Below are 20,829 nucleotides of genomic sequence, written 5' to 3'. Positions count from 1 at the left end.
CAAGGGGGGATTCGCTGTGCGCGTCCGAATTTTGTTGATCATCGCGGTGCTGGCCGCCGTCGGGGGCTGTTCGGTCGGGTTCGAGGTGTGGATCCCGGTCGACGCCGGGACCGGGCCGGCACCGGTGCCGACGTCCACGAAGGTCTCGGGGACGCGGCTGACGCCGACACCCGATCCGCTGGCTCCGCACTACACCATCAGGATGCGGCTGTTCGTCGCCGACCAGTTCCACAGCTCCGTGCTCATCCCGGCCCGGGTCGACGTGGACGGGATCCGGGACGCCCAGGCGGCCAGGGCGGTGTGGCAGAGCCCGACGCTGGCCACCGACAAGGCGGCACAGCAGCGGGCCGTCGACACCATGGACTGCTTCCACGACAACCCGTTGCTCGGCCAGGACGACCCCACCCTGCCGCTGGCCACCTGCACGCCCGACGCCAGCATCGCCGTGCTGGCCCCGACCCTGCTCACCGCCGACATGGTCGCCGGGGCCACCTACGGCGTCAGCGATGACCCGGCCCAGGGCGGCACGGTGTGGGTGCAGCTCAATTCGTCCGGCCGCAGGGTCATGGCCGAGATGGCCCCGAAGAACGTCGATGTGCTGCTGGCCCTGCTGTTCGACGGGAAGTACTTCTCCTCGCTGACCGTGACGGCGAAGCTCACCGACACCCTCGCCTTCCGCTTCGACGACACCAACGAGGCACGCGTGGTGGCCTCGATGATCGTCAACCGCTAGTGGTTGTTGATGGAGGCGGCGAGGTCCCGGGCGGACTGCTCGGTGAAGCCGCCGCTGATCTGGGTGTCGCCGTCGATGCGGCCGTTGATCTTGGGGCTGCTGAGCACCTGGCCGTCGACCAGCATGGCGACGTAGTCGCCCTCGTGGGCGCCGGTGAAGTCGGCCCAGAGCTTGCGGCCGGAGGGGGTGAAGGTCAGGTTGATCACCCAGGCGTTCTGGTCGGCGTCGTGCAGGTAGCTGGCCTTGTCGACGGCCTTGCCGTCGAGCAGCACGGGGCCGAGCAGCAGCTCCTGGTTGCCGGTGTCGCACGCGGCCAGCGGCAGGGCGGGGTCGTCCTTGCCCTTGAGGGGATCCGGCTTGGAGCAGTCGAGGGCGGCGAACGCGGCCTCCTGAGCGCCGGGGTCGTCGGCCAGCTGGGCGGCTTGGCGGACGTGCGCGGCCTTCGTGGGGTCGGTGATCGGCGCGGGGTTGGAGGTGGACGGTGCGATGTGCGGCTCGCCGTTCGCGGGGTCCATCAGCACCGGCCGGAACCGCAACGTCTGGTGTGGGGTGTCGGGACCGGGAGTGGGCGTCGACCCCGAGCCCGAGGCCGACGTGGACTGACAGCCCCCCAGAGCTGCCAGCGCCAGAACCAGGCACAGAACGCGTGCGCGCATGACGAAACTTCTCCCCCCCGTTCGACCAAAATCTCACGGGAGGCTAGCGACCTCGGATCACACCGGCGACACAGTTACGCCTAGAGCCCCAGGGCCGAGGTGGGCGAACACCGCGGAGCTGGCCTGGGTCAGCACGAAGCTGCGCGCACGCGGGATGCGGGCCTTGAGCGTGTCCAGCAGCGGGGCGGCCCGGGCGTCCGGGCCGTAGTGCTGCACGGCCACGTCCACCTGGTCGTTGCCGGCCCGCTTCACGGCGGCGTCGACCAGCTTCTTGATCGCACGCTCGGTGCCCAGCGCGCGGCCCGACGGGGCCACCTGGCCGTTCTTTATGGTCAACAGCGGTTTCATCGACAGCGCGGTGCCCAGCAGCGCCTGCGCGGCCCCTATCCGCCCACCCTTGCGCAGGTACTCCAGGGTGTCCACGTAGATCAGTTCCGTGCCGGTGCTGTAGCGCCGTTGTGCCGCGGCGATCACCTGCCGCACGTCCCAACCGGCGCTGGCGGCCTGGGCGGCGGCCAGCGCGGCGTAGCCGAGGCTCATGCTGATGCACGAGCTGTCCACGACGTGCACGGGCACGCTGGCCTGTGCCGCCGCCTGTCTGGCGACCTCGCAGGTCTGCGACATCTTCTCCGAGATGTGCAGCGACACCACGGCGTCCACGCCCTGCGCGGCCGCGTCCTGGTAGGTCCAGAAGAACGCTCCTGGATCCGGTGGCGAGGTGGACACCGCGCTCCCGGCCTGCATGGCCTTGATCAAGTCCTCTGGCGCGACCCACGCCTCCTCGTCGAACCGATCTCCCACCTGGAGCTGTAACTGAACAACGGCCACTCCCGATGTAGCAGCCAGTTGCGGCGGAAGACAGGCGCTGGAGTCGGTCACTACGGCTACACGACGCCTCATGGGCTAGCAGGCTAACTGGGCTGACGCATGCCTGCATACGGGTGACGTCCATTCGGACGCGCACCCGTTGCCCGCGCACGCCCGCGTAGTGCGAGGATGCCGCGTGAGGACTCTCACGCCACCGGAGTGCTTGCCCGCGTTTGCACCCGTGCTACCCGTCGGTAACATTCTGGTGGTTGAACAGCCCAGCGCTCAGGAGGTCGAAGGAGACCGATGAACATCGTCGTCCTGGTCAAGCAGGTGCCCGACACCTACTCCGAGCGCAAGCTCGCCGACTCCGACCACACCCTGGACCGCGAGTCGGCTGACGCGGTGCTCGATGAGATCAACGAGCGCGCCGTCGAGGAGGCGCTGCAGCTCCAGGCCACGCACGGCGGCGAGGTCACCGTCGTCAGCGTCGGCCCGGACCGCGCCACCGACGCCATCCGCAAGGCGCTGTCCATGGGCGCCGACAAGGCCGTCCACGTCAGCGACGAGGCCCTGCACGGCACGGACGCGATCGGCACGGCCAAGGTTCTGGCCAAGGCCGTCGGCACGGTCGACGGCGTCGACCTGGTGCTGGCCGGCAACGAGGCGACCGACGGCCGCGTCGGCGCGGTGCCCGCGATGGTGGCCGAGCTGCTGGGCCTGCCCGCGCTCACCCACGCCCGCAAGGTCGAGGTCGACGGCACGACCGTGAAGGTCGAGCGTGAGACCGACGAGGGTGTGCAGCACCTGCAGGCCGGCCTGCCCGCAGTGGTCAGCGTGAACGAGAAGATCAACGAGCCGCGCTACCCGTCCTTCAAGGGCATCATGGCCGCCAAGAAGAAGCCGGTCAGCACGCTGACCGTGGCCGACCTGGGTGTGGACGCGGCCGAGCTGGGCATCGCCGGCTCGTGGACCTCCGTGCTGGAGTCCGCGCCGAAGCCGCCGCGCTCGGCCGGCCAGCGCGTCGAGGACGAGGGCGACGGCGGCACGAAGGTCGCCGAGTACCTCGTCGGCCAGAAGCTGATCTGACTAACTGACGAGGAGGAAACAGACATGGCAGAGGTCCTGGTCCTCGTCGACCACGTCGACGGCGAGGTCAAGAAGGTCACCCACGAGCTGCTGACCGCGGCCCGCACCATCGGTGAGGCCAGCGCGGTCGTCGTCGGCGCCCCGGGCACCGCGGCGAAGCTGCGCGACGCCCTGGCCGCGCACGGCGCCGCCAAGGTGTACGTCGCCGAGTCCGACGACGCCGCCACCCAGCTGGTCACCCCCGAGGTGGACGTGCTGGCGGCACTGGTCGGCTCCGCCTCGCCGGCGGCCGTGCTGGTCGCCGCGTCGGCCACCGGCAAGGAGATCGCCGGCCGGCTGGCCATCCGCATCGGCTCGGGCGTGCTCGTGGACGCCACCGAGGTCAACGCCGACGCCACCGTCGGCCAGTCGATCTTCGGCGGCGCGTACAACGTCAAGGCCAAGGCCGGCAAGGGCGTGCCGGTGATCTCGGTGCGTCCGGGCGCGGTCGAGGCCGAGAACGCCGAGGGCGCGGCGGCCGAGGAGACCGTGGCGGTGCCGGCGGCCAACGCCAGCACCGTCGTCACGATCACCAGCCGCGAGCCGCTGGCCGCGGGCGACCGCCCCGAGCTGACCGAGGCCTCGGTGGTCGTCTCCGGTGGCCGCGGTGTGGCCAGCGCGGAGAACTTCGCCGTGGTCGAGGCCCTGGCCGACGCCCTCGGCGGCGCGGTCGGCGCGTCCCGCGCGGCCGTGGACTCCGGCTACTACCCGCACCAGTTCCAGGTCGGCCAGACCGGCAAGACGGTGTCCCCGCAGCTGTACGTCGCGCTGGGCATCTCCGGCGCCATCCAGCACCGGGCCGGCATGCAGACGTCCAAGACGATCGTCGCGGTGAACAAGGACGCGGAGGCGCCGATCTTCGAGATCGCCGACTTCGGCGTCGTCGGCGACCTGTTCAAGGTGGCCCCGCAGCTCACCGAGGAAGTCGGCAAGCGCAAGGGCTGAAAGACGATTTGATAGCGGGGGCGGTTTCCATTAACACGGAAACCGCCCCCGATTCATATCCGCTTCACGCTGAATTCACATGGACCGGCAATTAGTGCAAGCGTCATTTTCACGTAAACGGACATCCCCTTCGCAGTAGGGGGCGACCCGGGTACACCAGAAGCATGACGCGGTCGCAACTGCTGGTCAGCAGCCCGGAAACGGCTCCGGGCACGCCTCGTTACTCGCTCCTCGTCGCCCGTGACAACGAGGAGGTGCGCGCCGCGCAACGGCTTCGGCACCTGGTGTTCGCCGAGGAAATGGGCGCCACGCTGCATTCCATCGCCGACGGCGTCGACGCCGACGAGTTCGACGAGCGCTGCGACCACCTGGTCGTCCGGGACGACGCGAGCGGCGAGATCGTCGGCACCTACCGGATGCTGCCGCCGGAGCACGCCGACGGCGGCCTGTACTCCGAGACCGAGTTCGACCTGCGCAACCTGTCCGCGCTGCGGCCGGCGCTGGTCGAGACGGGCCGCTCCTGCGTGCACCCGGACCACCGCAACGGCTCGGTGGTCGGCCTGGTGTGGGCCGGCATCGCCCGCTACATGCTGCTGTCCGGCCACAAGTGGCTGGCCGGCTGCGCCTCCGTGCCGCTGGCCGACGGCGGCTCGTTCGCCGCCGGCGTGTGGAACACCGTGTCGGCCAAGCACCTCGCGCCCCCGGAGTACCGCGTCACGCCGCTCAACCCGTGGCACCCCGAGTCGGTGGAAGCCGCGCCGCGCACGGTGATGCCGCCGTTGCTCAAGGGCTACCTACGGCTGGGCACCTGGGTCTGCGGGCGTCCCGCGCACGACCCGGACTTCGGTGTCGCCGACCTGTTCGTGCTGCTGTCCATGGACCGGGTCGACCAGCGCTACCTCAAGTTCTTCCTCGGGCAGACGGCATGAGCGCGCACCCGTGGATGCCGCAGTCGCCCTGCGGCCCGAGCTGCGTCACCGGCAGCACGTTCCGCCGCGTGTCGGCCGTGCGCGTGACGCTGCGGGTGCTGACGGCGTTGGCGGTGCTGCTGTGCGGCCTGCTGGTCGTCGCGGCGAAGCCCGTGCTGCGGGCCAACACCCGGCACGCCGTGCGTCGCTGGTTCGCCTCCCTGGTGCGGGGTTTCGGCGTGCGCATCGAGCTGCACGGCGAGTCCAAGTTCCAGGCCACGCCCGGCCGCGGCGTGCTGGTGGTCAGCAACCACGTGTCCTGGCTGGACTCGCTGGTGCTCAACGCCGTGCAGCCGATGGCCATGGTGGCCAAGCAGGACATCAAGGGCTGGCCGCTGCTCGGCGGCCTGATCTCCGCCGCCGGCTCGGTGTTCATCGACCGCGAGCGGCTGTCCCGGCTGCCCAGCACGGTTTCCGACCTGAGCGAGGCGCTGCGGGCCGGCCTGGCCATCGGCACCAATCCCGAGGGCACCACGTGGTGCGGCATCTCGTCCGGGCGATTCCGCCCGGCGCTGCTCCAGTCCGCCTTGGACGCCGGCGTTCCCGTGCGCCCGGTGGCCATCCGCTACCGCGTCGCCGACGGCACGACCGCCCGTCCTGCGGCATTTGTCGGAACCGAGGACCTGGTCACGGCCATGCGACGGGTGCTCAGGCTCCGCGGCCTGGTCGTCGAGGTGCACGTGCTGCCGGAAATCGCCCCCGGCCGCGCCGACACCCGACGTGAGCTGGCTCTCCTCGCCGAGGCCGAAGTGGCCGCCGCGCTCGGCACGACAGTTGCTTTGCACAAGGAACTGGACTTTCAGCGCGCTTGAGGTTGCAGAGTAGTGCGGTGACCGCTGTAGGGGAGACGACGCGCAAGCCGAGCGTGCTGTGGGCGCCGGACCGTCGAGCAGCCACCACCGGCTTGCTGCTGCTGGTGACGCTGGCCGCATTCGAGCAGATGGGCGTGAGCACGGCGCTGCCGACGCTGGTGCACGACCTGCACGGGGAGTCGCTGTACTCGTGGCCGTTCACCATGTTCCTGGCCACCTCGGTGGTGGGGAACGTGGTGGGCGGCCGGCTGTGCGACCGCCGTGGGCCGGCGCTGGTGCTGCTGATCGGCCCGCTGCTGTTCGCGCTGGGCCTGGTGGTGGCCGGCAGTGCGCAGGAGATGACCCAGCTGTTGATCGGCCGGGCGTTGCAGGGCGTCGGCGGCGGGGCGCAGGTCGTCGCGCTGTACGTGCTGATCGCGCTGGTGTTCCCGGAACGGGACCGGCCGGTGGCGTTCGCGGCGCTGTCCGCGGCGTGGGTGATTCCGTCGCTGATCGGGCCGACCATCGCCGGCCTGGTCACGCAGTACCTGAACTGGCGCTGGATCTTCCTCGGCCTGGCCCCGCTGGTGGTGATCGGCTGGGTGCTGGTGACGATCGTGCTGCGGCGGCTGCCGGCGTTCCGACCGGCGGCATCGGGCGTGCCTCGGCGTGGGCTGACCCTGGCCGCGATCGGCGCCGCGGTCGGGCTGGCGGTGCTGAGCTGGGCCGGCGACAACCCCAGCCTCGTCGGCCTCGCCGTGGTCGTGGTGGCTCTGGCCGTGATCGTGCCGGCGCTGCGCGTGCTGCTGCCCAAGGGCACCCTGACCGTCCGCGCCGGGCTGCCCAGCGTGATCCTGGCCCGGGCCCTGCTGTCCGGGGCGTTCTTCGGCAGCCAGATCTTCCTGCCGCTGGTGTTGCAGCGGGTGCACGGCTTCTCGCCGGCGCTGGCCGGCGTCCCGCTGACCATCGCGGCGCTGGGCTGGTCGGGCGCGTCGTGGTGGCAGGGGCGGCACCCGGACCTCGCCCGGCCGCTGCTGATGCGGCGGGGCTTCCTGCTCATCACGCTGGGCCTGGTCGTGGTGACGTTCGTCGCACCCGTCTGGGGGCCGCCGTGGCTGGCCGCGGTGGCCTGGGTGTTCGCCGGCATGGGCATGGGGCTGGCCGTGTCCAGCGTGTCCGTGCTGGTGCTCAAGCTGTCGTCGGACCAGGACCGGGGCTTCAACTCGGCCGCGCTGCAACTGTCCGACCTGTTCGGGCAGTCCCTGTTCGTCGGGCTCGGCGGCGTGCTGGTGGCGCAGCTGGGGCCGACCCTGGGCTGGTCGCCGCTCAACGCCGTGCTGGCCGCGTGCACGCTGTTCGGGGCGCTGGTGTTGGCCCGGCGGGCCGCAAGCAATTCGTGAACCGTCACGCGGACGGGCTACTCTTGGTCCCGCGATGGCTTATCTCGACCATGCCGCCACCACTCCCATGCTCCCGCAGGCCGTGGCGGCGATGACCGAGGCGTTGTCCACTCTGGGCAACGCCTCGTCGCTGCACACCTCCGGCCGCCGGGCGCGCCGCGCCGTCGAGGAGGCCCGGGAGGACATCGCCGACGCGCTGGGCGCCCGCCCGTCCGAGGTGATCTTCACCGCCGGCGGGACCGAGAGCGACAACCTGGCCGTCAAGGGCATCTACTGGGCGCGGTCGCTGCCTCGCGTGCTGGCCTCGACCGTGGAGCACCACGCCGTGCTGGACGCCGTGCAGTGGCTCGGCCCGGACGCGGTGGGGTGGCTGGAGGTCGACTCCGTCGGCCGCGTGCGGCCCTCTGTGCTGGCCGAGGCGTTGGACGACAGTGTTGGTCTCGTGACGGTGATGTGGGCCAACAACGAGGTCGGCACCGTCAACCCGATCCGTGAGCTGGCCGAGATCGCCGCCTCGCGCGGGGTGCCGCTGCACACCGACGCCGTGCAGGCGGTCGGGTCGGTGCCGGTGAACTTCGCCGAGTCCGGCGCGTCCGCGCTGACGTTGACCGGGCACAAGCTCGGCGGCCCGTACGGGATCGGCGCGCTGCTGCTCAAGCGGGACGTCAAGTGCACGCCCCTGCTGCACGGCGGCGGGCAGGAGCGGGACGTGCACTCCGGGACGTTGAACGGGCCGGCGATCATCGGCCTCGCGGCGGCCGTGCGGGCCTGCGTCGAGGACGACTCGGCGCGGGTGCGGGCGTTGCGGGACGAGCTGGTGGCGGCGGTCTTCAAGGCCGTGCCCGACGCGGTGCTCAACGGCGATCCGGTGGACCGGCTGCCCGGCAACGCGCACTTCACGTTCCCCGGCTGCGAGGGCGACAGCCTGCTGATGTTGCTGGACGCCAAGGGAATCGAGTGTTCCACCGGCTCCGCGTGCACGGCCGGCGTCGCCCAGCCCAGCCACGTGCTGCTGGCCATGGGCGTGGATCCGGCGGCCGCCCGTGGCTCGCTGCGCTTCTCGCTCGGGCACACGTCCACCGCCGAAGACGTTGCCGCCCTTGCGGATGCGATCGGGCCGGCGGTGGAACGGGCCCGCAACGCGGGTATCGCCGGCATGCGGCGGCGGTCGGGTTCTTCGGCTTCGGCTTCGGTGAGGATGTGACGATGCGGGTTTTGGCGGCGATGAGCGGCGGCGTGGACTCCGCCGTGGCCGCGGCGCGGGCCGTGGAGGCCGGGCACGAGGTCGTCGGCGTGCACCTGGCGCTGTCGGCCAAGCCCGGCACCCTGCGCACCGGGGCTCGCGGCTGTTGCACCGTCGAGGACGCCCATGACGCCCGTCGCGCCGCCGACGTGCTCGGGATTCCCTTCTACGTCTGGGACTTCGCCGAGCGGTTCACCGAGGACGTGATCGAGGACTTCGTCGCCGAGTACGCCGCCGGGCGGACGCCCAACCCGTGCCTGCGCTGCAACGAGAAGATCAAGTTCGAGGCCCTGCTGGACAAGGCCATCGCGCTCGGCTTCGACGCCGTCTGCACCGGGCACTACGCCCAGCTGTCCACTGTGGACGGCCGATCCGAGCTGCGTCGCTCCGTCGACATCGGCAAGGACCAGTCGTACGTGCTGGCCTCGCTGACCGAAGACCAGTTGGCGCACGCCATGTTCCCGCTCGGCGACACCATCAAGGAGCAGGTCCGGCTGGAGGCCTCCGCCCGTGGCCTCGCCGTCGCCGCCAAGCCCGACAGCCATGACATCTGCTTCATCCCCGACGGCGACACCCGGTCCTTCCTCACCAAGCGCCTCGGTGAGCAGGCCGGCTCGTTGGTCGACGCCGAGACCGGCGCCGTGCTCGGCCGGCACACCGGCGTGCACGGCTTCACCGTCGGTCAGCGGCACGGTCTCGGCATCGAGGCCCCCGCCCCCGACGGCCGGCCCCGCTACGTGTTGTCCCTGGAGCCCGTCAGCGGCACCGTCCGCGTCGGCTCCGCCGAGCAGCTGTCCGTCGCCGGCATCGACGCTTCCCGCCCCGTGGTTCACCTTCCGTGGTCCGGCTTGGTCGAGTGCACCGCCCAGGTCCGGGCTCACGGCGGCCTTGCCCCGTGCGTCGCCGAGATCGTCGACGGCTCGGTCGCCGTGACCCTCCGCGAGCCCCTCCGCGGCGTCGCCCCCGGCCAGGCCGTCGTGCTGTACCGCGACGACGTCGTCCTGTGCAGCGCCACCATCACCGGGACCCGTTGATGCGCCGCGTCTGCTTCCTCCTCCGCGTCCGCCCCGACCGCCTCGACGAGTACCGCGAGCGCCACGCCTCCGTCTGGCCCGAGATGCGCCAGGCGTTGCAGGACACCGGCTGGGGCAACTACTCCCTCTTCCTCGCCCCCGACGGCCTCCTCGTCGGCTACCTCGAGACCGACGACTTCGACGCCGCCCGTGCGGGCATGGAAGCCCGCGAGGTCAACGCCCGCTGGCAGGCCGAGATGTCCGAGTTCTTCATCGCCCTCGACGGCTCCCGCCCCGACGAAGCCATGACCCCCCTCGAAGAGGTTTTCCACCTCGACTAACCGCGAGTCCCGCTCTCAGGCAACTGAGTTGCCCGGGCCCCTTCGTCATCCCGCCGACGGTGTGCCCGAAACCGTATTTCGGTGTGCCGGAGAACGTGACTCGCGGTCCGGCCCGTGCCGGACCTGGTCCACCGGCTCACGCCGTAGCCCACTTGTCCCAGGTCTCCAGCCACACCTTGGTGTCCTCGGGCCGCCCGTCCAGGGTCACCCGCTCCCACGCCAGCTGGGCGTCCCGGCTGGACACCGGCTGGTTGAGCACGGCGTAGCGAATGGTCTCGTCGACGGCCAGGTCGGCCAGGCGCTTGTCGCCGAACCAGTCGGCCCGGTCGGACAGGCGGGTGAGCTGGTTGACCATGGAGGTCACGGTCCGGTTGGCGGCCTCGCGGGACAGGCGCCCGGTCCGCTCCAGCTCTCGAACGGCCCGCTGCCACATCGGCCCGTACAGCCGGCCGTCGCCGACGCGACGCCGGGGCAGCCGGCCCTCCCGGGCGGCCTCGCGGTGCCGGGTCTGGAAGCCGAGCAGCTCGGCGATCAGCAGCCGGTAGACGTCGAGGCCGTCGGCGGGCGGCAGCTCGGGCACGGGGCGGCGGCGGTGGGCCTCGATCAGCCGGGCGATCCACTCGCTGCGCCGTTCGAGGTACGGCCGCAGGTCACTGACGGTGACCAGGCGCAGGGCGGTGGGGGCGACGCCGCGGGCGACCACGGTCACCACGACGTCGGCGACGGTGAACCGGGCGGTCCACAGCGGGCCCTCGCGGTAGATGGGGCCGGTGAGCTCGACCTCGTCGACGGTGGTGATGGTGTGGGAGAGCTCGGCCGGCACGTCGTCGGGGTCCTCGACGCCGGCGTGGTCGACGATCCGGTTGTGCTCGTCGTCCAGCATCCGCCGCAGCGCGCCCGTGTCCTCCTCGTCGACCGGCAGCGCGCTGTTGATCGACAGGTGGGGCCCGTCCTGGGACAGCGGGTCGCCGTAGGCGAGGGTGATCTCCTCGGCCGAGGAGTCGCTCAGCGAGGTCAGCACGCCGAGACCGAGCTCCGGCTCGGCCAGGCCGAACACGGGGAAGGACGGCCTGGGCGCGATCTCCTCGGCGTCCCGCAGTGCCGTGCGCCGCAGCCGTGCGATCCACTCCTCGTCCGACTCCATGCGTCCCATCCAACACGCCCGCACGGGCATCCCGCGACGAAAAAGTGGCAATCGTTCGCCGCGTCCGCCGAACGGACGCCGAAACGGACGATCGGACACAGGAGCGTCACGATGTGTAAGTCACTGGAGCAAGGTGCTCCCGCCGGACTGTGAGGAGCGTTACGGTCACTGGTCTGGACCGGTCGGGGCCGGTTCAACCAGGACCAACCGTCCACCTGACCAGCAGGGGGAAGATCTAATGCCCAACTCATCGGGTTCCGAATTCACCCGACGCCAGCTCATCCAGCGGGCCGCCGCGCTCGCGGTGCTGGCCGGCCCCGCCGCCGGTGTGCTCAGCGCCTGCGCGGGCGGCGGGGGCACTGCTTCCGGCCCGTCCGGAACCAAGAGCGCGACCAACCCGTTCGGTGTCGCCGAGGACGCTCCGCTGGACGTCGTCATCTTCGACGGCGGCTTCGGCCAGGACTACGCCAAGTACGACATCGGTCTGTACTCGAAGGCGTTCCCGAAGACGCAGGCGGCGTTCAAGGCCACCCAGAAGATCTCGGACACGCTCCAGCCCCGATTCGCCAACGGCACCCCGCCGGACGTGATCGACGACTCCGGCGACAACCAGATCAAGCCCGGCACGCTGGTCACCAGCAACGCGCTGACCGACCTCCAGCCGCTGCTGGACGCCGCCAGCTACGACGACCCGAACGTCAAGGTCAAGGACACGCTGCTGCCGGGCGTGCTGGACGTCGGCACCTACGACGGCAAGGTGTACCTGCTCAACTACGGCTACACCGTGTACGGCCTCTGGTACAACGCCAAGCTCTTCAAGGAGAAGAACTGGACCCCGCCCAAGACGTGGGCCGAGTTCAAGACGCTGGCCCCGCAGATCAAGGCAGCCGGCATCGCGCCGTGGGCCCACGCCGGCAAGTACCCGTACTACATGGGTGTGCCGATCATGGACTGGGTCGGCAAGGTCGGCGGCGACCAGGTCCTGATCGACATCGACAACCTCAAGCCCAACGCCTGGCGCGTCGACGCCGTCAAGGCCTCGCTGAACGCCGTGCTGGAGATGGTGCATAACGGCTGGATGCTGCCGGGCACCGAGGGCATGACGCACATCGAGTCGCAGCAGGCGTTCCTCGACGGCAAGGCCGCCTTCCTGCCGTGCGGCAGCTGGCTCGAGAACGAGATGCGCAAGACCACCCCGGCCGGCACCGAGATGACGCTGCTGCCGATGCCCGACCTGACCGACAAGGACGCCAAGCCCTACGGCACGCTGCGCGCCGAGGCGGGCGAGCCGTTCATCGTGCCGGCCAAGGCCAAGAACGTGGCCGGCGGTCTCGAGTTCCTGCGCATCATGCTGAGCAAGGACGCGGCCCGCAACTTCGCGCAGGCCACCAGCTCGCTGTCCATCGTCAAGGGCTCGGCCGACAGCGTGACCAACTCGACCGCGCTGACCTCGGTGAACAAGGCGGCCACGGCGGCCGGCACGAACCTGCTGCACTACCGGTCGGTCACCGACTGGTACCCGACGATGATCAACGAGTGGGAGGCGGCCACCGGCGAGCTGATGGCCGGCCGCTTCACCGCCGACCAGTGGATCGACAAGGTCCAGGCCGCCGCGGACAAGGTCGCCGCCGACAGCTCGATCCAGAAGTTCCACCGGGACAAGTAGCTGATGAAATTTCGCCGTCTGCCCTTCATCGCGGGCTTCCTGTTCGTGCCCGTTGTGCTGTACGTGATCTACGTCGTCTCGCCGTTCGTGCAGACGGTGTTCTACTCGTTCACGGACTGGGGCGGTTTCTCCAACACGCAGAACTTCATCGGCGTCGGCAACTACGTGCGGCTGCTCCAGGACGACATCTTCCTGAAAGCGGTGCTGCACAACGCGTTCCTGCTGGTGCTGATGCCCGTGGTGACGATCCTGCTCGCGCTGTTCCTCGCGTTCATGCTCAATGTCGGTGGGCGCGGGGACAGCGCGGGCATCCGCGGTGTGCGTGGCTCCAGCGTGTACAAGGTCGTGCTGTTCTTCCCGCAGGTGCTGTCGGTCGCGATCATCGTGGTGCTGTTCCAGTCGGTGTTCCGCACCGACGGGCGCGGCCTGCTCAACGGGTTCCTGATCGCGCTCGGCCTGGTCGACCCGAACAAGCCGGTGCAGTGGTTCAACTCGCCGGACCTGGTGCTGTGGTGCCTGCTCGGGGTCATGGTGTGGAGCGGGGTCGGCTTCTACATGGTGCTGTTCTCGGCGGCCATGCAGTCGATCCCCAAGGAGATCTACGAGGCGGCGCTGCTCGACGGCGCCAGCCGCGGGCCGACCTTCTTCCGCATCACGCTGCCGCTGCTGTGGGAGAACATCTCGGTGGCCTGGGTGTACCTCGGTTTCATCGCGCTGGACGGCTTCGCCCTGGTCACCGGCCTCACCCCGGACTCCGGCGGTGGCGGTCCCGACCACGCCAGCGAGCTGATCTCCAACGTGCTGTACCGAACCGCGTTCACCCAGGGCAAGTTCGGCCTCGCCTGCGCGATGGGCGTCGCCCTGGCGGTGTTCTCGCTGCTGCTGGCCATCGTGCAGCTGCGGATCACCCGACGCGACCGCATCGAGTTCTGAGGGAGGCTGTCGACATGACCCAGCTCGTCACGGCCGCGCCGACGGCGCCCCAGGGGCAGCCGGAGCAGGCCAAACCGCCGCGCGGCCAGTTCGGCGTGGTGAACTTCTTCTCGCAGGGCTTCCTGCTGCTGTGGGCGGCGATGGTGGTGCTGCCCCTGCTGTGGGCGGTGATGTCCTCGCTCAAGACGGACAAGGAGATCCTGTCCAGCCCGTGGTCGCTGCCGGCCTCGCCGCAGTTCGACAACTTCGGGCGGGCCTGGAACAGCGGGCACATCGGCACGTTCTTCCTGAACACGGTGATCGTGCTGGCCGGCGGCGTCACGATCACCATGGTGGTCGGGTCGATGGCGGCCTACGTGCTGGCCCGGTACTCGTTCCCGGGCAACAGGGTCATCTACTACGCGTTCGTCGCCGGGCTGACGCTGCCGATCTTCCTGGCCCTGGTGCCGCTGTTCAAGATCGTCGGCAATCTCGGCACGATCCCGGTGATCGGCCCGTACATCGGGCTGAACTCCTACGCCGGGCTGATCCTGGTGTACGTGGCGTTCTCGCTGCCGTTCACGGTGTTCTTCCTGCACTCGTTCTTCCGCACGCTCCCCACGGAGATCGCGGAGGCCGGGCTGCTGGACGGGGCCTCGCACACGACGCTGTTCTCCAAGGTGATGCTGCCGATGGCCCGCCCGGGCCTGATCAGCATCGGCATCTTCAACGTCATCGGCCAGTGGAACCAGTACCTGCTGCCGTTGGTGCTGCTCCAGCAGCAGTCCAGCTTCGACTCCGACCACTCGGTGCTCGCGGAGGGCCTGCTCAACCTGGCGGTCACGCAGGGCTACAAGTCCGACTGGTCGGGCCTGTTCGCCGGCATGACCATCGCCATGCTGCCGATGCTGGTGATCTACGTGCTGTTCCAGCGTCAGGTCCAGGCCGGTCTCACGGCTGGAACGCTCAAGTAGCGCTGCCACCGCGTTGATGCAACCTCAGGGGCTGCCCGCACCGTCCTGGTGACATGCGGGCAGCCTTTGTGGTTCTAGCGATGTCAGCGATCCTCGTCGCCGGCTGCGGCTCGCGCGTGCCGCCGGAGTCGCCACCCCAGCCGCCACCGACGAGCGGCACACCGAAACCGTGTCCGTCGCCGCACGAGCTTTCCATGGCCGACAACGGACAGACTGTGTGCGTGGCGGCCGGCGACAAGTTCACCGTCAAGCTGCCGGACGACGGCAAGGGGCACTGGACGGCCATCACCAGTGACTCCGACGCGGTGGACGTGCTGCTGCTCACCGGCTCACCGCCGATCAGCGGCACCCAGGCCGACTTCATGGCGCGGCACAAGGGAACCGCGAAGCTCACGTCGAGCCGACCGGTGTGTCCGTCGCCGGCGCCGCCGGGCGGCATGAGCTGTCAGGCCATGCAGGCCTTCACCGTCACGGTCACCGTTCCGTAGTCCACGCGCTGTTGGCGCCGCACAGCACGATGCACGGCAGCTCCGCCGGCACCCGTCCGGCCAGCCAGGCCGCGAGCGGCGCCGCGGCCGCGGGCTCGACCGCCAGCCGGTACTCCTCCCACAGAAGCTCTTGCGCGGCAAGCAGTTCCGCGTCGGAGACGAGCACGGACAGGGTTCGGGGCGAGTTGAGGACCGCGAACGGAAGGTCGCCGACCCGAGTCGCGCCGAGGGCGGAGGCGGCGACGGAGTCGACCTCGGTGTCCACGGGGTGACCGGCCTTCAGCGCCGCGTTCAAGGCGTTGCAGCCCTCGGGTTCCACGGCCACGGTCGTGCGGTCGCCGATGCCCAGCGCGGTGCCGGCCGCGAGGCCGCCACCGCCGACGGCGACCACGACGGCGTCCACCTCGGGCGCGTCGGCGACGATCTCGGCGCCCACGGTGCCCTGGCCGGCGATGACATCGGGGTGGTCGTAGGCCGGCAGGTATACGTCCTGTGACGTCACGGCGGCCAGGGCGGCCGCGGCGGCCTCGGCGTAGTTCGCGCCGTGACGGATCAGCTGGGCCCCGGTCGCCTCGATGCGCCGGGTCTTGGACTCCGGGGCCGTCCGCGGCACGTACACGGTCGCGGGGACGCCGAGCAGCGTGGCGGCGGTGGCCACGGCCAGTCCGTGGTTGCCGCCGGACGCCGTCACCACCCGGGCCGGATGATCGACACAGGACAGCGCGTTGATCGCCCCGCGCAGCTTGAAAGAGCCGCCGAGCTGGAGATGTTCGAGCTTGAACAGCAGTGGCCGGCCGCGCAGCACCGTGCGCAGCATGGGCGTGCGCCGGGCGTGCGAACGGATCGTGACGGCCGCCGCGGCCACGTCGGCGGCGGTCGGTAGGCCCACGAACGTCGTCATGAAGCCAACCATGGCGGTCACGGGCCATAATCACCAGCGAGGATTTCAGAGGCGACTTTAGGAGCACTTAATGCTCGACCCGGCCCGGCTGCGGGTGCTCGTGGAGATCGGGCACGCCGGCTCCATCACCGCGGCGGCGGCCCGGTTGGCCTTCACGCCGTCGGCGCTGTCGCAGCAGCTGGCCAAGCTGGAACGGGAACTGGGCTGTCGGCTGGTCGAGCGCGGCCCGACCGGCGTCACCCTGACCGCGCAGGGCGAAGTCCTGCTGCGCCACGGCGAACGCGTGCTGGGCGAGCTCCGCGACGCCGAACGGGCCGTGCAGGCCTCGATCGAGGCCGAACCGGAGTCCCTGGCCATCGGCACCTTCTCCTCGGCCGGCAAGGCCCTCGTGCCGGAAGCCCTTGCCGCGCTTCGAGAACGACACCCGCTGGCCCGACTGTCCCTTGTGGACATCGAGCCGCCCGGAGGTTACGGCCTGGTCACCTCACGGGACCTGGACGTGCTCATCACGCACCGGTATCCGGGCATCAACCTGCCGCCCGACAACGGTCTGCACCGCAGCCGGCTGCTGGCCGACCCGCTGCGGCTGGTGCTGCCGGCCGGGCACGCCATGGCCGGCGGCAAGATCGGGCTGCGCGATCTGCGCGACGAGGACTGGATCTCCGGCGCACACGGCGTGTACAACCGGGTCTGCCTGGAACTGGTGTGCGCCCAGGCACACATCCGGCCGCACGTGGCCTACGAGACAGGCGACTACGAGGTGACGCTGGCCCTGGTGGCCGCCGGCCTCGGCATCTCGCTGGTGCCGATGACCTTGCTGCGGGATGTCGACCGCGACCGGCTGGCGGTGCGGCCCGTGCCCGGAGCCCGTGCGCAGCGGGAGATCTTCGTGGTGCACCGCAAACGTCCACAAAGGCTGGTGGCGGAGCTGGTCGGGCTGCTCACGCCGGGTCGAGCAGGCTGACCACGCGGTTGCGGCCGCCGCGTTTCGCCTCGTACAGGGCGGAATCCGCGGCCAGCAGCACCTGCTCCAGCACCGCGCCGGCCATCGGGTGCACCGACACGCCGATGGACGCCGACAGCGCCGACACGGCCGCGCTGCCATCGGTCACGGTCAGGTCCGCGATGGCGGTCCGGATCCGTTCCGCGACGCGGATCGCGTCGGGCAGCGCGGCCCCGGGTAACAGCACCACGAACTCCTCGCCGCCGAAGCGGCCCACCGCGTCCACGTCGCGGACCTGGTCGCACAGGGTGTCCGCCACCTCCCGCAGCACGACGTCGCCGACCAGGTGCCCGTGCGTGTCGTTGACCAGCTTGAAATGGTCCAGGTCGATCATCAGCACGCCGAACTCGGCGCCCCGGTCCAGCTCACGGGCGGCCGCGTCGTGCCAGGCCACCGAGTTCAGCACGCCCGTCTTGTGGTCGGTGGTCGCCGCCTCCTGGAACTGTCGCATCAGGACACCCCGGTGCAGCACCACGATCGGCAGCACCACCAGCGGCACCAGGTAGACGTGCGCCATCAGGACGATCGCGGTCAGGGCGCCCAGGCACAGCGTGGCCAGCTCCAGCGCGTTGACGTCCCAGCCGCCGAACAGCTCCCGGATGGTGAGGTCCGGGTAGCGCAGCTTCAGGGCGACGGTCACCAGCGCGCTGTTGGTGACGAAAAAAGCGGCCATGGCCGCCGCGATGGCGACCAGGCCGCGAAGGTCCGGGTCGAGATGGGGAAGGGCGCCGATGACCGCCGACATCACGGGGCGCACCGGAAGGACCGACAGCACCACGGTGGTGGCGGTGTAGATGACCCGGTGCGCGGGCCGGCTGGCCAGCTGCCGCCAGATCCGCTCCCACAGATGGGCGAAGATCACCACGGTCAACGTGACGGCCAGCCCCAGCGGCAGGTCCACCGCCCCGGCGAAGATCCACACCGAGGTCATGTTCACGTGCACGGTGCTGGCCAGGAAGCGCCGCATCCGCTCCGTCCGCCGGGACAGCTCGGCCTGCGCGACACCGACCACGAGCAGCACCCCGAAACGCAGCCAGTCGCCGCCGGTCGGGGGCCGCCCGGGTAAGAGGAACGGCAGCACCACCGCCACCAGCTCCACCACCACGGTGAACGCGATCAGCGCGGACGGCAGCCGCCGGATGGCCCACTCCGCCGGCCGCACCAGCACCGCCAGCCACCCCCTCGTCGTCCCCCCGGCAGTATCGACCGGGAACGGGCGGCTGTGCCAGCGCCGAACGTGCTCAACCGGCCAGGAGAACGAACAGCAGCGCCAGCGCCCCGGGTAGGACCTGGACGAACAGGATCCGCTTGGTCGCGGTCAGCGCGCCGTAGACGCCGGCCACGATCACGCAGATCAGGAAGAAGATCTCGGCCGGCCGGCTGCCGATCAGGCCCCAGATCAGGCCGGCGGCCAGGAAGCCGTTGTACAGGCCCTGGTTGGCCGCGAGCGCCTTGGTCTGCTCGGCGAACTCCTCGGTGAGCCCGAAGGCGGCCCGGGTGCGCGGCGTGTTCCAGAGGAACATCTCCATCACCAGGATGTAGGCGTGAATCAGGGCAACCAGGGCGACCAGGACATCGGCGACGATCAGCATCGGCACAGTCTGCTGGATCACGTTGCCCAAACGCCCGTCAGTGACACGATGGTGGTCAGACGAGGAGGTCATCGATGCACGGGTTGCCCCCGGCCGCCGTCGAGCGACTGAACAGGGCCAAACGCTCCGGCGTGCGCACCTCGCTGTTGTCCGCGCCCTCGGCCGCCGGCATCAAGGCGGTCGGGCTGGAGCCGGTGGGCGAGGTGATGGGCTGCGTCGTGCTCAGCACCGTCACCACCAACCGGCCGTTCGTCGGCTACCGCTTCAACCTGGACGCCTGTGCGACGCCGTACCTCCAGGCGCTGCACACCGGATACAACACGGCGCTGGAGCGGCTGCGCGAGGAGGCCCGGGCGCTGGGTGCGGACGGCGTCGTCGACATCCGGCTGAGCCTGAGCTCCCTGGGACAGGCCGACGAGTTCCTGGCCATGGGCACCGCCGTGCGGGCCCAGTCCAGGACCCGGCCGAAGTCGCTGTTCACCACCGACCTGTCCGGCAGCGACGTGGCCAAGCTGATGCTGGCCGGCTGGGTGCCGGTGCAGGTCGAGTGGGTCGGCGCGGCCACCGCCATCCGCACCGGCATCGGCACCCAGTCCCAGACCTCCTACTACGCCGGCAACATGGAGGTCGACTCGTACACCCGGCTGATCAACCATGTGCGGGCCGATGCCCGGACCCGGTTCCACGACATGGTGCGCAAGGCCGGCGCCGAGGGCGGCATCGTGAACCGGATGTCACTGTCCACCTGGGAGCCCGGCGAGCAGATCGTGGCCGCGCTCGCCTCCGTCTACGGCACCGCCATCGCCCAGTTCCACCGGGGTCCCGCCGCCCCGGCCCGCACGCTGACCGTCATGCCGCTGCGTCGGCAGGGGGAGTGAGATGACCACCGTCGACGGGATTCCCGAGGACGCCATGCGTCGACTGGCCGAGATGAAACCCGGCCAGAAGACCTCGCTGTTCACCTCGGACCTGAGCGTCAACGAGTTCCTGCTGGTGCGCGAGGCCGGCTTCCGGCCGTTGGGCATGGTGCTGGGCTCCAGCATCTACCACGTCGGCTTCCAGTTCGGCCGATGGAGCAAGAACCAGGAGCTCGAGGTCCTGTCCAACGCCATGTACCACGCCCGCGAGCTGGCCATGACCCGGATGGAGGCCGAGGCCGACGTGCTCGGCGCCGACGGCATCGTCGGGGTCCGGCTGGAGATCGAGTTCAAGGAGTTCGGCAGCGACCTGGCCGAGTTCATCGCCGTCGGCACCGCCGTCAAGGCCGACCAGCCCGGGCAGTGGCGCAACAACACCGGCAAGCCCTTCACGTCCGATCTGTCCGGGCAGGACTTCTGGACCCTGGTGCAGGCCGGCTACGCGCCGCTGGGCATGGTCATGGGCACCTGCGTCTATCACGTGGCGCACCAGCGGTTCTGGCAGGCGATGGGCAACGTAGGGCAGAACGTGGAGATCCCGCAGTTCACCGAGGCCCTCTACGACGCGCGGGAGCTGGCCATGAGCCGGATGCAGGCCGAAGCCGAGGCGTTGCAGGCCGAGGGCATCGTCGGCGTGCAGCTGCTGTCGCTGCCGCACCGGTGGGGCGGGCACACCACCGAGTTCTTCGCCATCGGCACCGCCGTCAAGCCGCTGCGGGCCGACCACACCATCGCCAAGCCGCAGCTCGTGCTGCCGTTGGTGGACTGATGGCCGACAACATGTGGGACACCCACCTCGTCGTCGCGGCGTTGAAGGCCGACCGCGCCGATGTCGAGTCGTACACCCGGGTTCTGACCGAGACCCTCGGCGACGCCCTGCCCGCCGGCATGGTCGAGGTGGAGCGCAAGCGCGGACTGTTCGGCCGGGGCCAGGCCGTGTCGGTCGTCGTGCGCACCCCCGACAAGCACCTGGAACTCCGCGCCGGCAAGCACGGCGGCGTCGAGGCCGAGATCCGCCAGGTGGTCCGGGGCGTGGTCATCAGCCGCCGCTCGGTCGGCGTCGACGAGTGGCTCTCGGTGTTCGCCGAGGTCCTCAACGGCCTCGCCGCCCAGGACGCCTCAGCCCGCGAAGCCCTGTCCCGCCTCTTCGGCTCCTGACGGCTCCCCCCGATGCAGGGAAGGACGCCTTACCCTCGTTGAACGAGGG

General features: G+C 70.3%; 23 protein-coding genes. 17 read left to right on the top strand and 6 right to left on the bottom strand.

Annotation, left to right across the window (positions count from 1 at the left end):
- Window positions 1-16 precede the first annotated feature (16 nt).
- The gene (locus AB0M73_RS44495) at window positions 17-733 is read left to right on the top strand and encodes a hypothetical protein (RefSeq protein ID WP_363905289.1); all 717 of its coding nucleotides are present in this window, start codon (window positions 17-19) and stop codon (window positions 731-733) included.
- On the opposite strand, the gene AB0M73_RS44490 is transcribed toward AB0M73_RS44495, so the two are convergent.
- Both AB0M73_RS44490 and AB0M73_RS44485 read right to left on the bottom strand, forming a co-directional pair.
- Window positions 730-1,389: a precorrin-3B C(17)-methyltransferase gene (locus tag AB0M73_RS44490; RefSeq protein WP_363905286.1), complete on the bottom strand. Its 660-nt coding sequence runs from the start codon at window positions 1,387-1,389 to the stop codon at window positions 730-732. The two genes, AB0M73_RS44495 and AB0M73_RS44490, sit on opposite strands and share 4 nt — an antisense overlap.
- Before the next feature lie 57 nt (window positions 1,390-1,446).
- Window positions 1,447-2,289 (bottom strand): DegV family protein, encoded by an 843-nt coding sequence (locus AB0M73_RS44485; protein ID WP_043722584.1) that lies wholly within the window; start codon window positions 2,287-2,289, stop codon window positions 1,447-1,449.
- A 213-nt stretch (window positions 2,290-2,502) separates the two neighbouring features.
- Here AB0M73_RS44485 and AB0M73_RS44480 point away from each other — a divergent pair, with 213 nt between their 5' ends.
- The 8 genes from AB0M73_RS44480 (at window position 2,503) to AB0M73_RS44445 (ending at window position 10,025) form a co-directional block, all read left to right on the top strand.
- A complete protein-coding gene (locus AB0M73_RS44480) occupies window positions 2,503-3,285 on the top strand; it encodes an electron transfer flavoprotein subunit beta/FixA family protein (protein WP_043722586.1) in 783 nt (260 codons plus the stop codon).
- A 24-nt stretch (window positions 3,286-3,309) separates the two neighbouring features.
- Window positions 3,310-4,269 carry an electron transfer flavoprotein subunit alpha/FixB family protein gene (locus tag AB0M73_RS44475; protein WP_363905281.1) on the top strand — a complete coding sequence of 320 codons (960 nt, stop codon included), beginning with the start codon at window positions 3,310-3,312 and terminating at the stop codon, window positions 4,267-4,269.
- Between the two features lie 164 nt (window positions 4,270-4,433).
- Window positions 4,434-5,198, top strand: coding sequence for a GNAT family N-acyltransferase (locus AB0M73_RS44470; protein WP_363905278.1), 765 nt, complete (start codon window positions 4,434-4,436; stop codon window positions 5,196-5,198).
- Window positions 5,195-6,049, top strand: coding sequence for a lysophospholipid acyltransferase family protein (locus AB0M73_RS44465; RefSeq protein WP_363905276.1), 855 nt, complete (start codon window positions 5,195-5,197; stop codon window positions 6,047-6,049). The genes AB0M73_RS44470 and AB0M73_RS44465 overlap by 4 nt, the downstream gene beginning before the upstream one ends.
- A gap of 17 nt (window positions 6,050-6,066) precedes the next feature.
- Window positions 6,067-7,428 (top strand): MFS transporter, encoded by a 1,362-nt coding sequence (locus tag AB0M73_RS44460; protein WP_363905274.1) that lies wholly within the window; start codon window positions 6,067-6,069, stop codon window positions 7,426-7,428.
- Between the two features lie 34 nt (window positions 7,429-7,462).
- Window positions 7,463-8,632, top strand: a complete 1,170-nt coding sequence (locus AB0M73_RS44455) for a cysteine desulfurase family protein (RefSeq protein ID WP_363905271.1) — start codon at window positions 7,463-7,465, stop codon at window positions 8,630-8,632.
- Window positions 8,633-8,634: 2 nt separating this feature from the next.
- On the top strand, window positions 8,635-9,705 hold the full coding sequence (mnmA, locus tag AB0M73_RS44450) for a tRNA 2-thiouridine(34) synthase MnmA (RefSeq protein ID WP_363905268.1): 1,071 nt from the start codon (window positions 8,635-8,637) through the stop codon (window positions 9,703-9,705).
- Window positions 9,705-10,025, top strand: coding sequence for an L-rhamnose mutarotase (locus AB0M73_RS44445; protein ID WP_363905265.1), 321 nt, complete (start codon window positions 9,705-9,707; stop codon window positions 10,023-10,025). Before mnmA ends, AB0M73_RS44445 begins: the two co-directional genes overlap by 1 nt.
- 136 nt (window positions 10,026-10,161) lie before the next feature.
- On the opposite strand, the gene AB0M73_RS44440 is transcribed toward AB0M73_RS44445, so the two are convergent.
- Window positions 10,162-11,169: a hypothetical protein gene (locus AB0M73_RS44440; RefSeq protein WP_363905262.1), complete on the bottom strand. Its 1,008-nt coding sequence runs from the start codon at window positions 11,167-11,169 to the stop codon at window positions 10,162-10,164.
- A 238-nt stretch (window positions 11,170-11,407) separates the two neighbouring features.
- On the opposite strand from AB0M73_RS44440, the gene ngcE reads away from it, so the two are divergent.
- From ngcE to AB0M73_RS44420, 4 genes are all read left to right on the top strand, one after another.
- The gene (ngcE, locus tag AB0M73_RS44435) at window positions 11,408-12,835 is read left to right on the top strand and encodes an N-acetylglucosamine/diacetylchitobiose ABC transporter substrate-binding protein (RefSeq protein WP_363905259.1); all 1,428 of its coding nucleotides are present in this window, start codon (window positions 11,408-11,410) and stop codon (window positions 12,833-12,835) included.
- Window positions 12,836-12,838: 3 nt separating this feature from the next.
- Entirely contained in the window at window positions 12,839-13,768 is a 930-nt protein-coding gene (locus AB0M73_RS44430) for a sugar ABC transporter permease (protein WP_363905256.1), read from the top strand.
- 14 nt (window positions 13,769-13,782) lie between these two features.
- Window positions 13,783-14,721: a carbohydrate ABC transporter permease gene (locus AB0M73_RS44425; protein ID WP_363905254.1), complete on the top strand. Its 939-nt coding sequence runs from the start codon at window positions 13,783-13,785 to the stop codon at window positions 14,719-14,721.
- 194 nt (window positions 14,722-14,915) lie between these two features.
- Entirely contained in the window at window positions 14,916-15,209 is a 294-nt protein-coding gene (locus AB0M73_RS44420) for a hypothetical protein (RefSeq protein ID WP_198047391.1), read from the top strand.
- Here AB0M73_RS44420 and AB0M73_RS44415 read toward each other — a convergent pair.
- On the bottom strand, window positions 15,196-16,110 hold the full coding sequence (locus AB0M73_RS44415; RefSeq protein WP_363905250.1) for a serine/threonine dehydratase: 915 nt from the start codon (window positions 16,108-16,110) through the stop codon (window positions 15,196-15,198). The two genes, AB0M73_RS44420 and AB0M73_RS44415, sit on opposite strands and share 14 nt — an antisense overlap.
- Window positions 16,111-16,180: 70 nt before the next feature.
- Between AB0M73_RS44415 and AB0M73_RS44410 the strand changes: the two genes are divergently transcribed.
- Window positions 16,181-17,074 carry a LysR family transcriptional regulator gene (locus AB0M73_RS44410; RefSeq protein WP_363905248.1) on the top strand — a complete coding sequence of 298 codons (894 nt, stop codon included), beginning with the start codon at window positions 16,181-16,183 and terminating at the stop codon, window positions 17,072-17,074.
- On the opposite strand, the gene AB0M73_RS44405 is transcribed toward AB0M73_RS44410, so the two are convergent.
- Both AB0M73_RS44405 and AB0M73_RS44400 read right to left on the bottom strand, forming a co-directional pair.
- Window positions 17,052-18,281, bottom strand: a complete 1,230-nt coding sequence (locus AB0M73_RS44405; protein ID WP_363905245.1) for a GGDEF domain-containing protein — start codon at window positions 18,279-18,281, stop codon at window positions 17,052-17,054. The genes AB0M73_RS44410 and AB0M73_RS44405 overlap by 23 nt on opposite strands.
- 73 nt (window positions 18,282-18,354) lie before the next feature.
- Complete coding sequence (locus tag AB0M73_RS44400; RefSeq protein ID WP_363905242.1) at window positions 18,355-18,705, bottom strand: DUF1304 domain-containing protein; 351 nt, start codon at window positions 18,703-18,705, stop codon at window positions 18,355-18,357.
- Between the two features lie 74 nt (window positions 18,706-18,779).
- Between AB0M73_RS44400 and AB0M73_RS44395 the strand changes: the two genes are divergently transcribed.
- Genes AB0M73_RS44395 through AB0M73_RS44385 form a run of 3 tightly spaced genes read left to right on the top strand, consistent with a single transcriptional unit; the run spans window position 18,780 to window position 20,780 of the window.
- A complete protein-coding gene (locus AB0M73_RS44395; RefSeq protein ID WP_363905239.1) occupies window positions 18,780-19,583 on the top strand; it encodes a heavy metal-binding domain-containing protein in 804 nt (267 codons plus the stop codon).
- A 1-nt stretch (window position 19,584) separates the two neighbouring features.
- The gene (locus AB0M73_RS44390) at window positions 19,585-20,391 is read left to right on the top strand and encodes a heavy metal-binding domain-containing protein (RefSeq protein ID WP_363905236.1); all 807 of its coding nucleotides are present in this window, start codon (window positions 19,585-19,587) and stop codon (window positions 20,389-20,391) included.
- Window positions 20,391-20,780: a hypothetical protein gene (locus AB0M73_RS44385; RefSeq protein WP_363905233.1), complete on the top strand. Its 390-nt coding sequence runs from the start codon at window positions 20,391-20,393 to the stop codon at window positions 20,778-20,780. The genes AB0M73_RS44390 and AB0M73_RS44385 overlap by 1 nt, the downstream gene beginning before the upstream one ends.
- The last annotated feature ends 49 nt before the right edge of the window (window positions 20,781-20,829 follow it).

Source organism: Kutzneria sp. NPDC051319, assembly GCF_040682195.1.
GTDB lineage: Bacteria > Actinomycetota > Actinomycetes > Mycobacteriales > Pseudonocardiaceae > Kutzneria.
The sequence above is the reverse complement of the archived record's forward strand: the minus strand, read 5'-3'. Positions and strand labels throughout refer to the sequence as shown.

Coding starts and splice junctions, on each gene's coding strand:
- AB0M73_RS44490 (WP_363905286.1), bottom strand. CDS start 1,389: ATGCGCGCACGCGTTCTGTGCCTGGTTCTGGCGCTGGCAGCTCTGGGG.
- AB0M73_RS44485 (WP_043722584.1), bottom strand. CDS start 2,289: ATGAGGCGTCGTGTAGCCGTAGTGACCGACTCCAGCGCCTGTCTTCCG.
- AB0M73_RS44480 (WP_043722586.1), top strand. CDS start 2,503: ATGAACATCGTCGTCCTGGTCAAGCAGGTGCCCGACACCTACTCCGAG.
- AB0M73_RS44475 (WP_363905281.1), top strand. CDS start 3,310: ATGGCAGAGGTCCTGGTCCTCGTCGACCACGTCGACGGCGAGGTCAAG.
- AB0M73_RS44470 (WP_363905278.1), top strand. CDS start 4,434: ATGACGCGGTCGCAACTGCTGGTCAGCAGCCCGGAAACGGCTCCGGGC.
- AB0M73_RS44465 (WP_363905276.1), top strand. CDS start 5,195: ATGAGCGCGCACCCGTGGATGCCGCAGTCGCCCTGCGGCCCGAGCTGC.
- AB0M73_RS44455 (WP_363905271.1), top strand. CDS start 7,463: ATGGCTTATCTCGACCATGCCGCCACCACTCCCATGCTCCCGCAGGCC.
- mnmA (WP_363905268.1), top strand. CDS start 8,635: ATGCGGGTTTTGGCGGCGATGAGCGGCGGCGTGGACTCCGCCGTGGCC.
- AB0M73_RS44445 (WP_363905265.1), top strand. CDS start 9,705: ATGCGCCGCGTCTGCTTCCTCCTCCGCGTCCGCCCCGACCGCCTCGAC.
- AB0M73_RS44440 (WP_363905262.1), bottom strand. CDS start 11,169: ATGGAGTCGGACGAGGAGTGGATCGCACGGCTGCGGCGCACGGCACTG.
- ngcE (WP_363905259.1), top strand. CDS start 11,408: ATGCCCAACTCATCGGGTTCCGAATTCACCCGACGCCAGCTCATCCAG.
- AB0M73_RS44430 (WP_363905256.1), top strand. CDS start 12,839: ATGAAATTTCGCCGTCTGCCCTTCATCGCGGGCTTCCTGTTCGTGCCC.
- AB0M73_RS44425 (WP_363905254.1), top strand. CDS start 13,783: ATGACCCAGCTCGTCACGGCCGCGCCGACGGCGCCCCAGGGGCAGCCG.
- AB0M73_RS44420 (WP_198047391.1), top strand. CDS start 14,916: ATGGCCGACAACGGACAGACTGTGTGCGTGGCGGCCGGCGACAAGTTC.
- AB0M73_RS44415 (WP_363905250.1), bottom strand. CDS start 16,110: ATGACGACGTTCGTGGGCCTACCGACCGCCGCCGACGTGGCCGCGGCG.
- AB0M73_RS44410 (WP_363905248.1), top strand. CDS start 16,181: ATGCTCGACCCGGCCCGGCTGCGGGTGCTCGTGGAGATCGGGCACGCC.
- AB0M73_RS44400 (WP_363905242.1), bottom strand. CDS start 18,705: ATGCTGATCGTCGCCGATGTCCTGGTCGCCCTGGTTGCCCTGATTCAC.
- AB0M73_RS44395 (WP_363905239.1), top strand. CDS start 18,780: ATGCACGGGTTGCCCCCGGCCGCCGTCGAGCGACTGAACAGGGCCAAA.
- AB0M73_RS44390 (WP_363905236.1), top strand. CDS start 19,585: ATGACCACCGTCGACGGGATTCCCGAGGACGCCATGCGTCGACTGGCC.
- AB0M73_RS44385 (WP_363905233.1), top strand. CDS start 20,391: ATGGCCGACAACATGTGGGACACCCACCTCGTCGTCGCGGCGTTGAAG.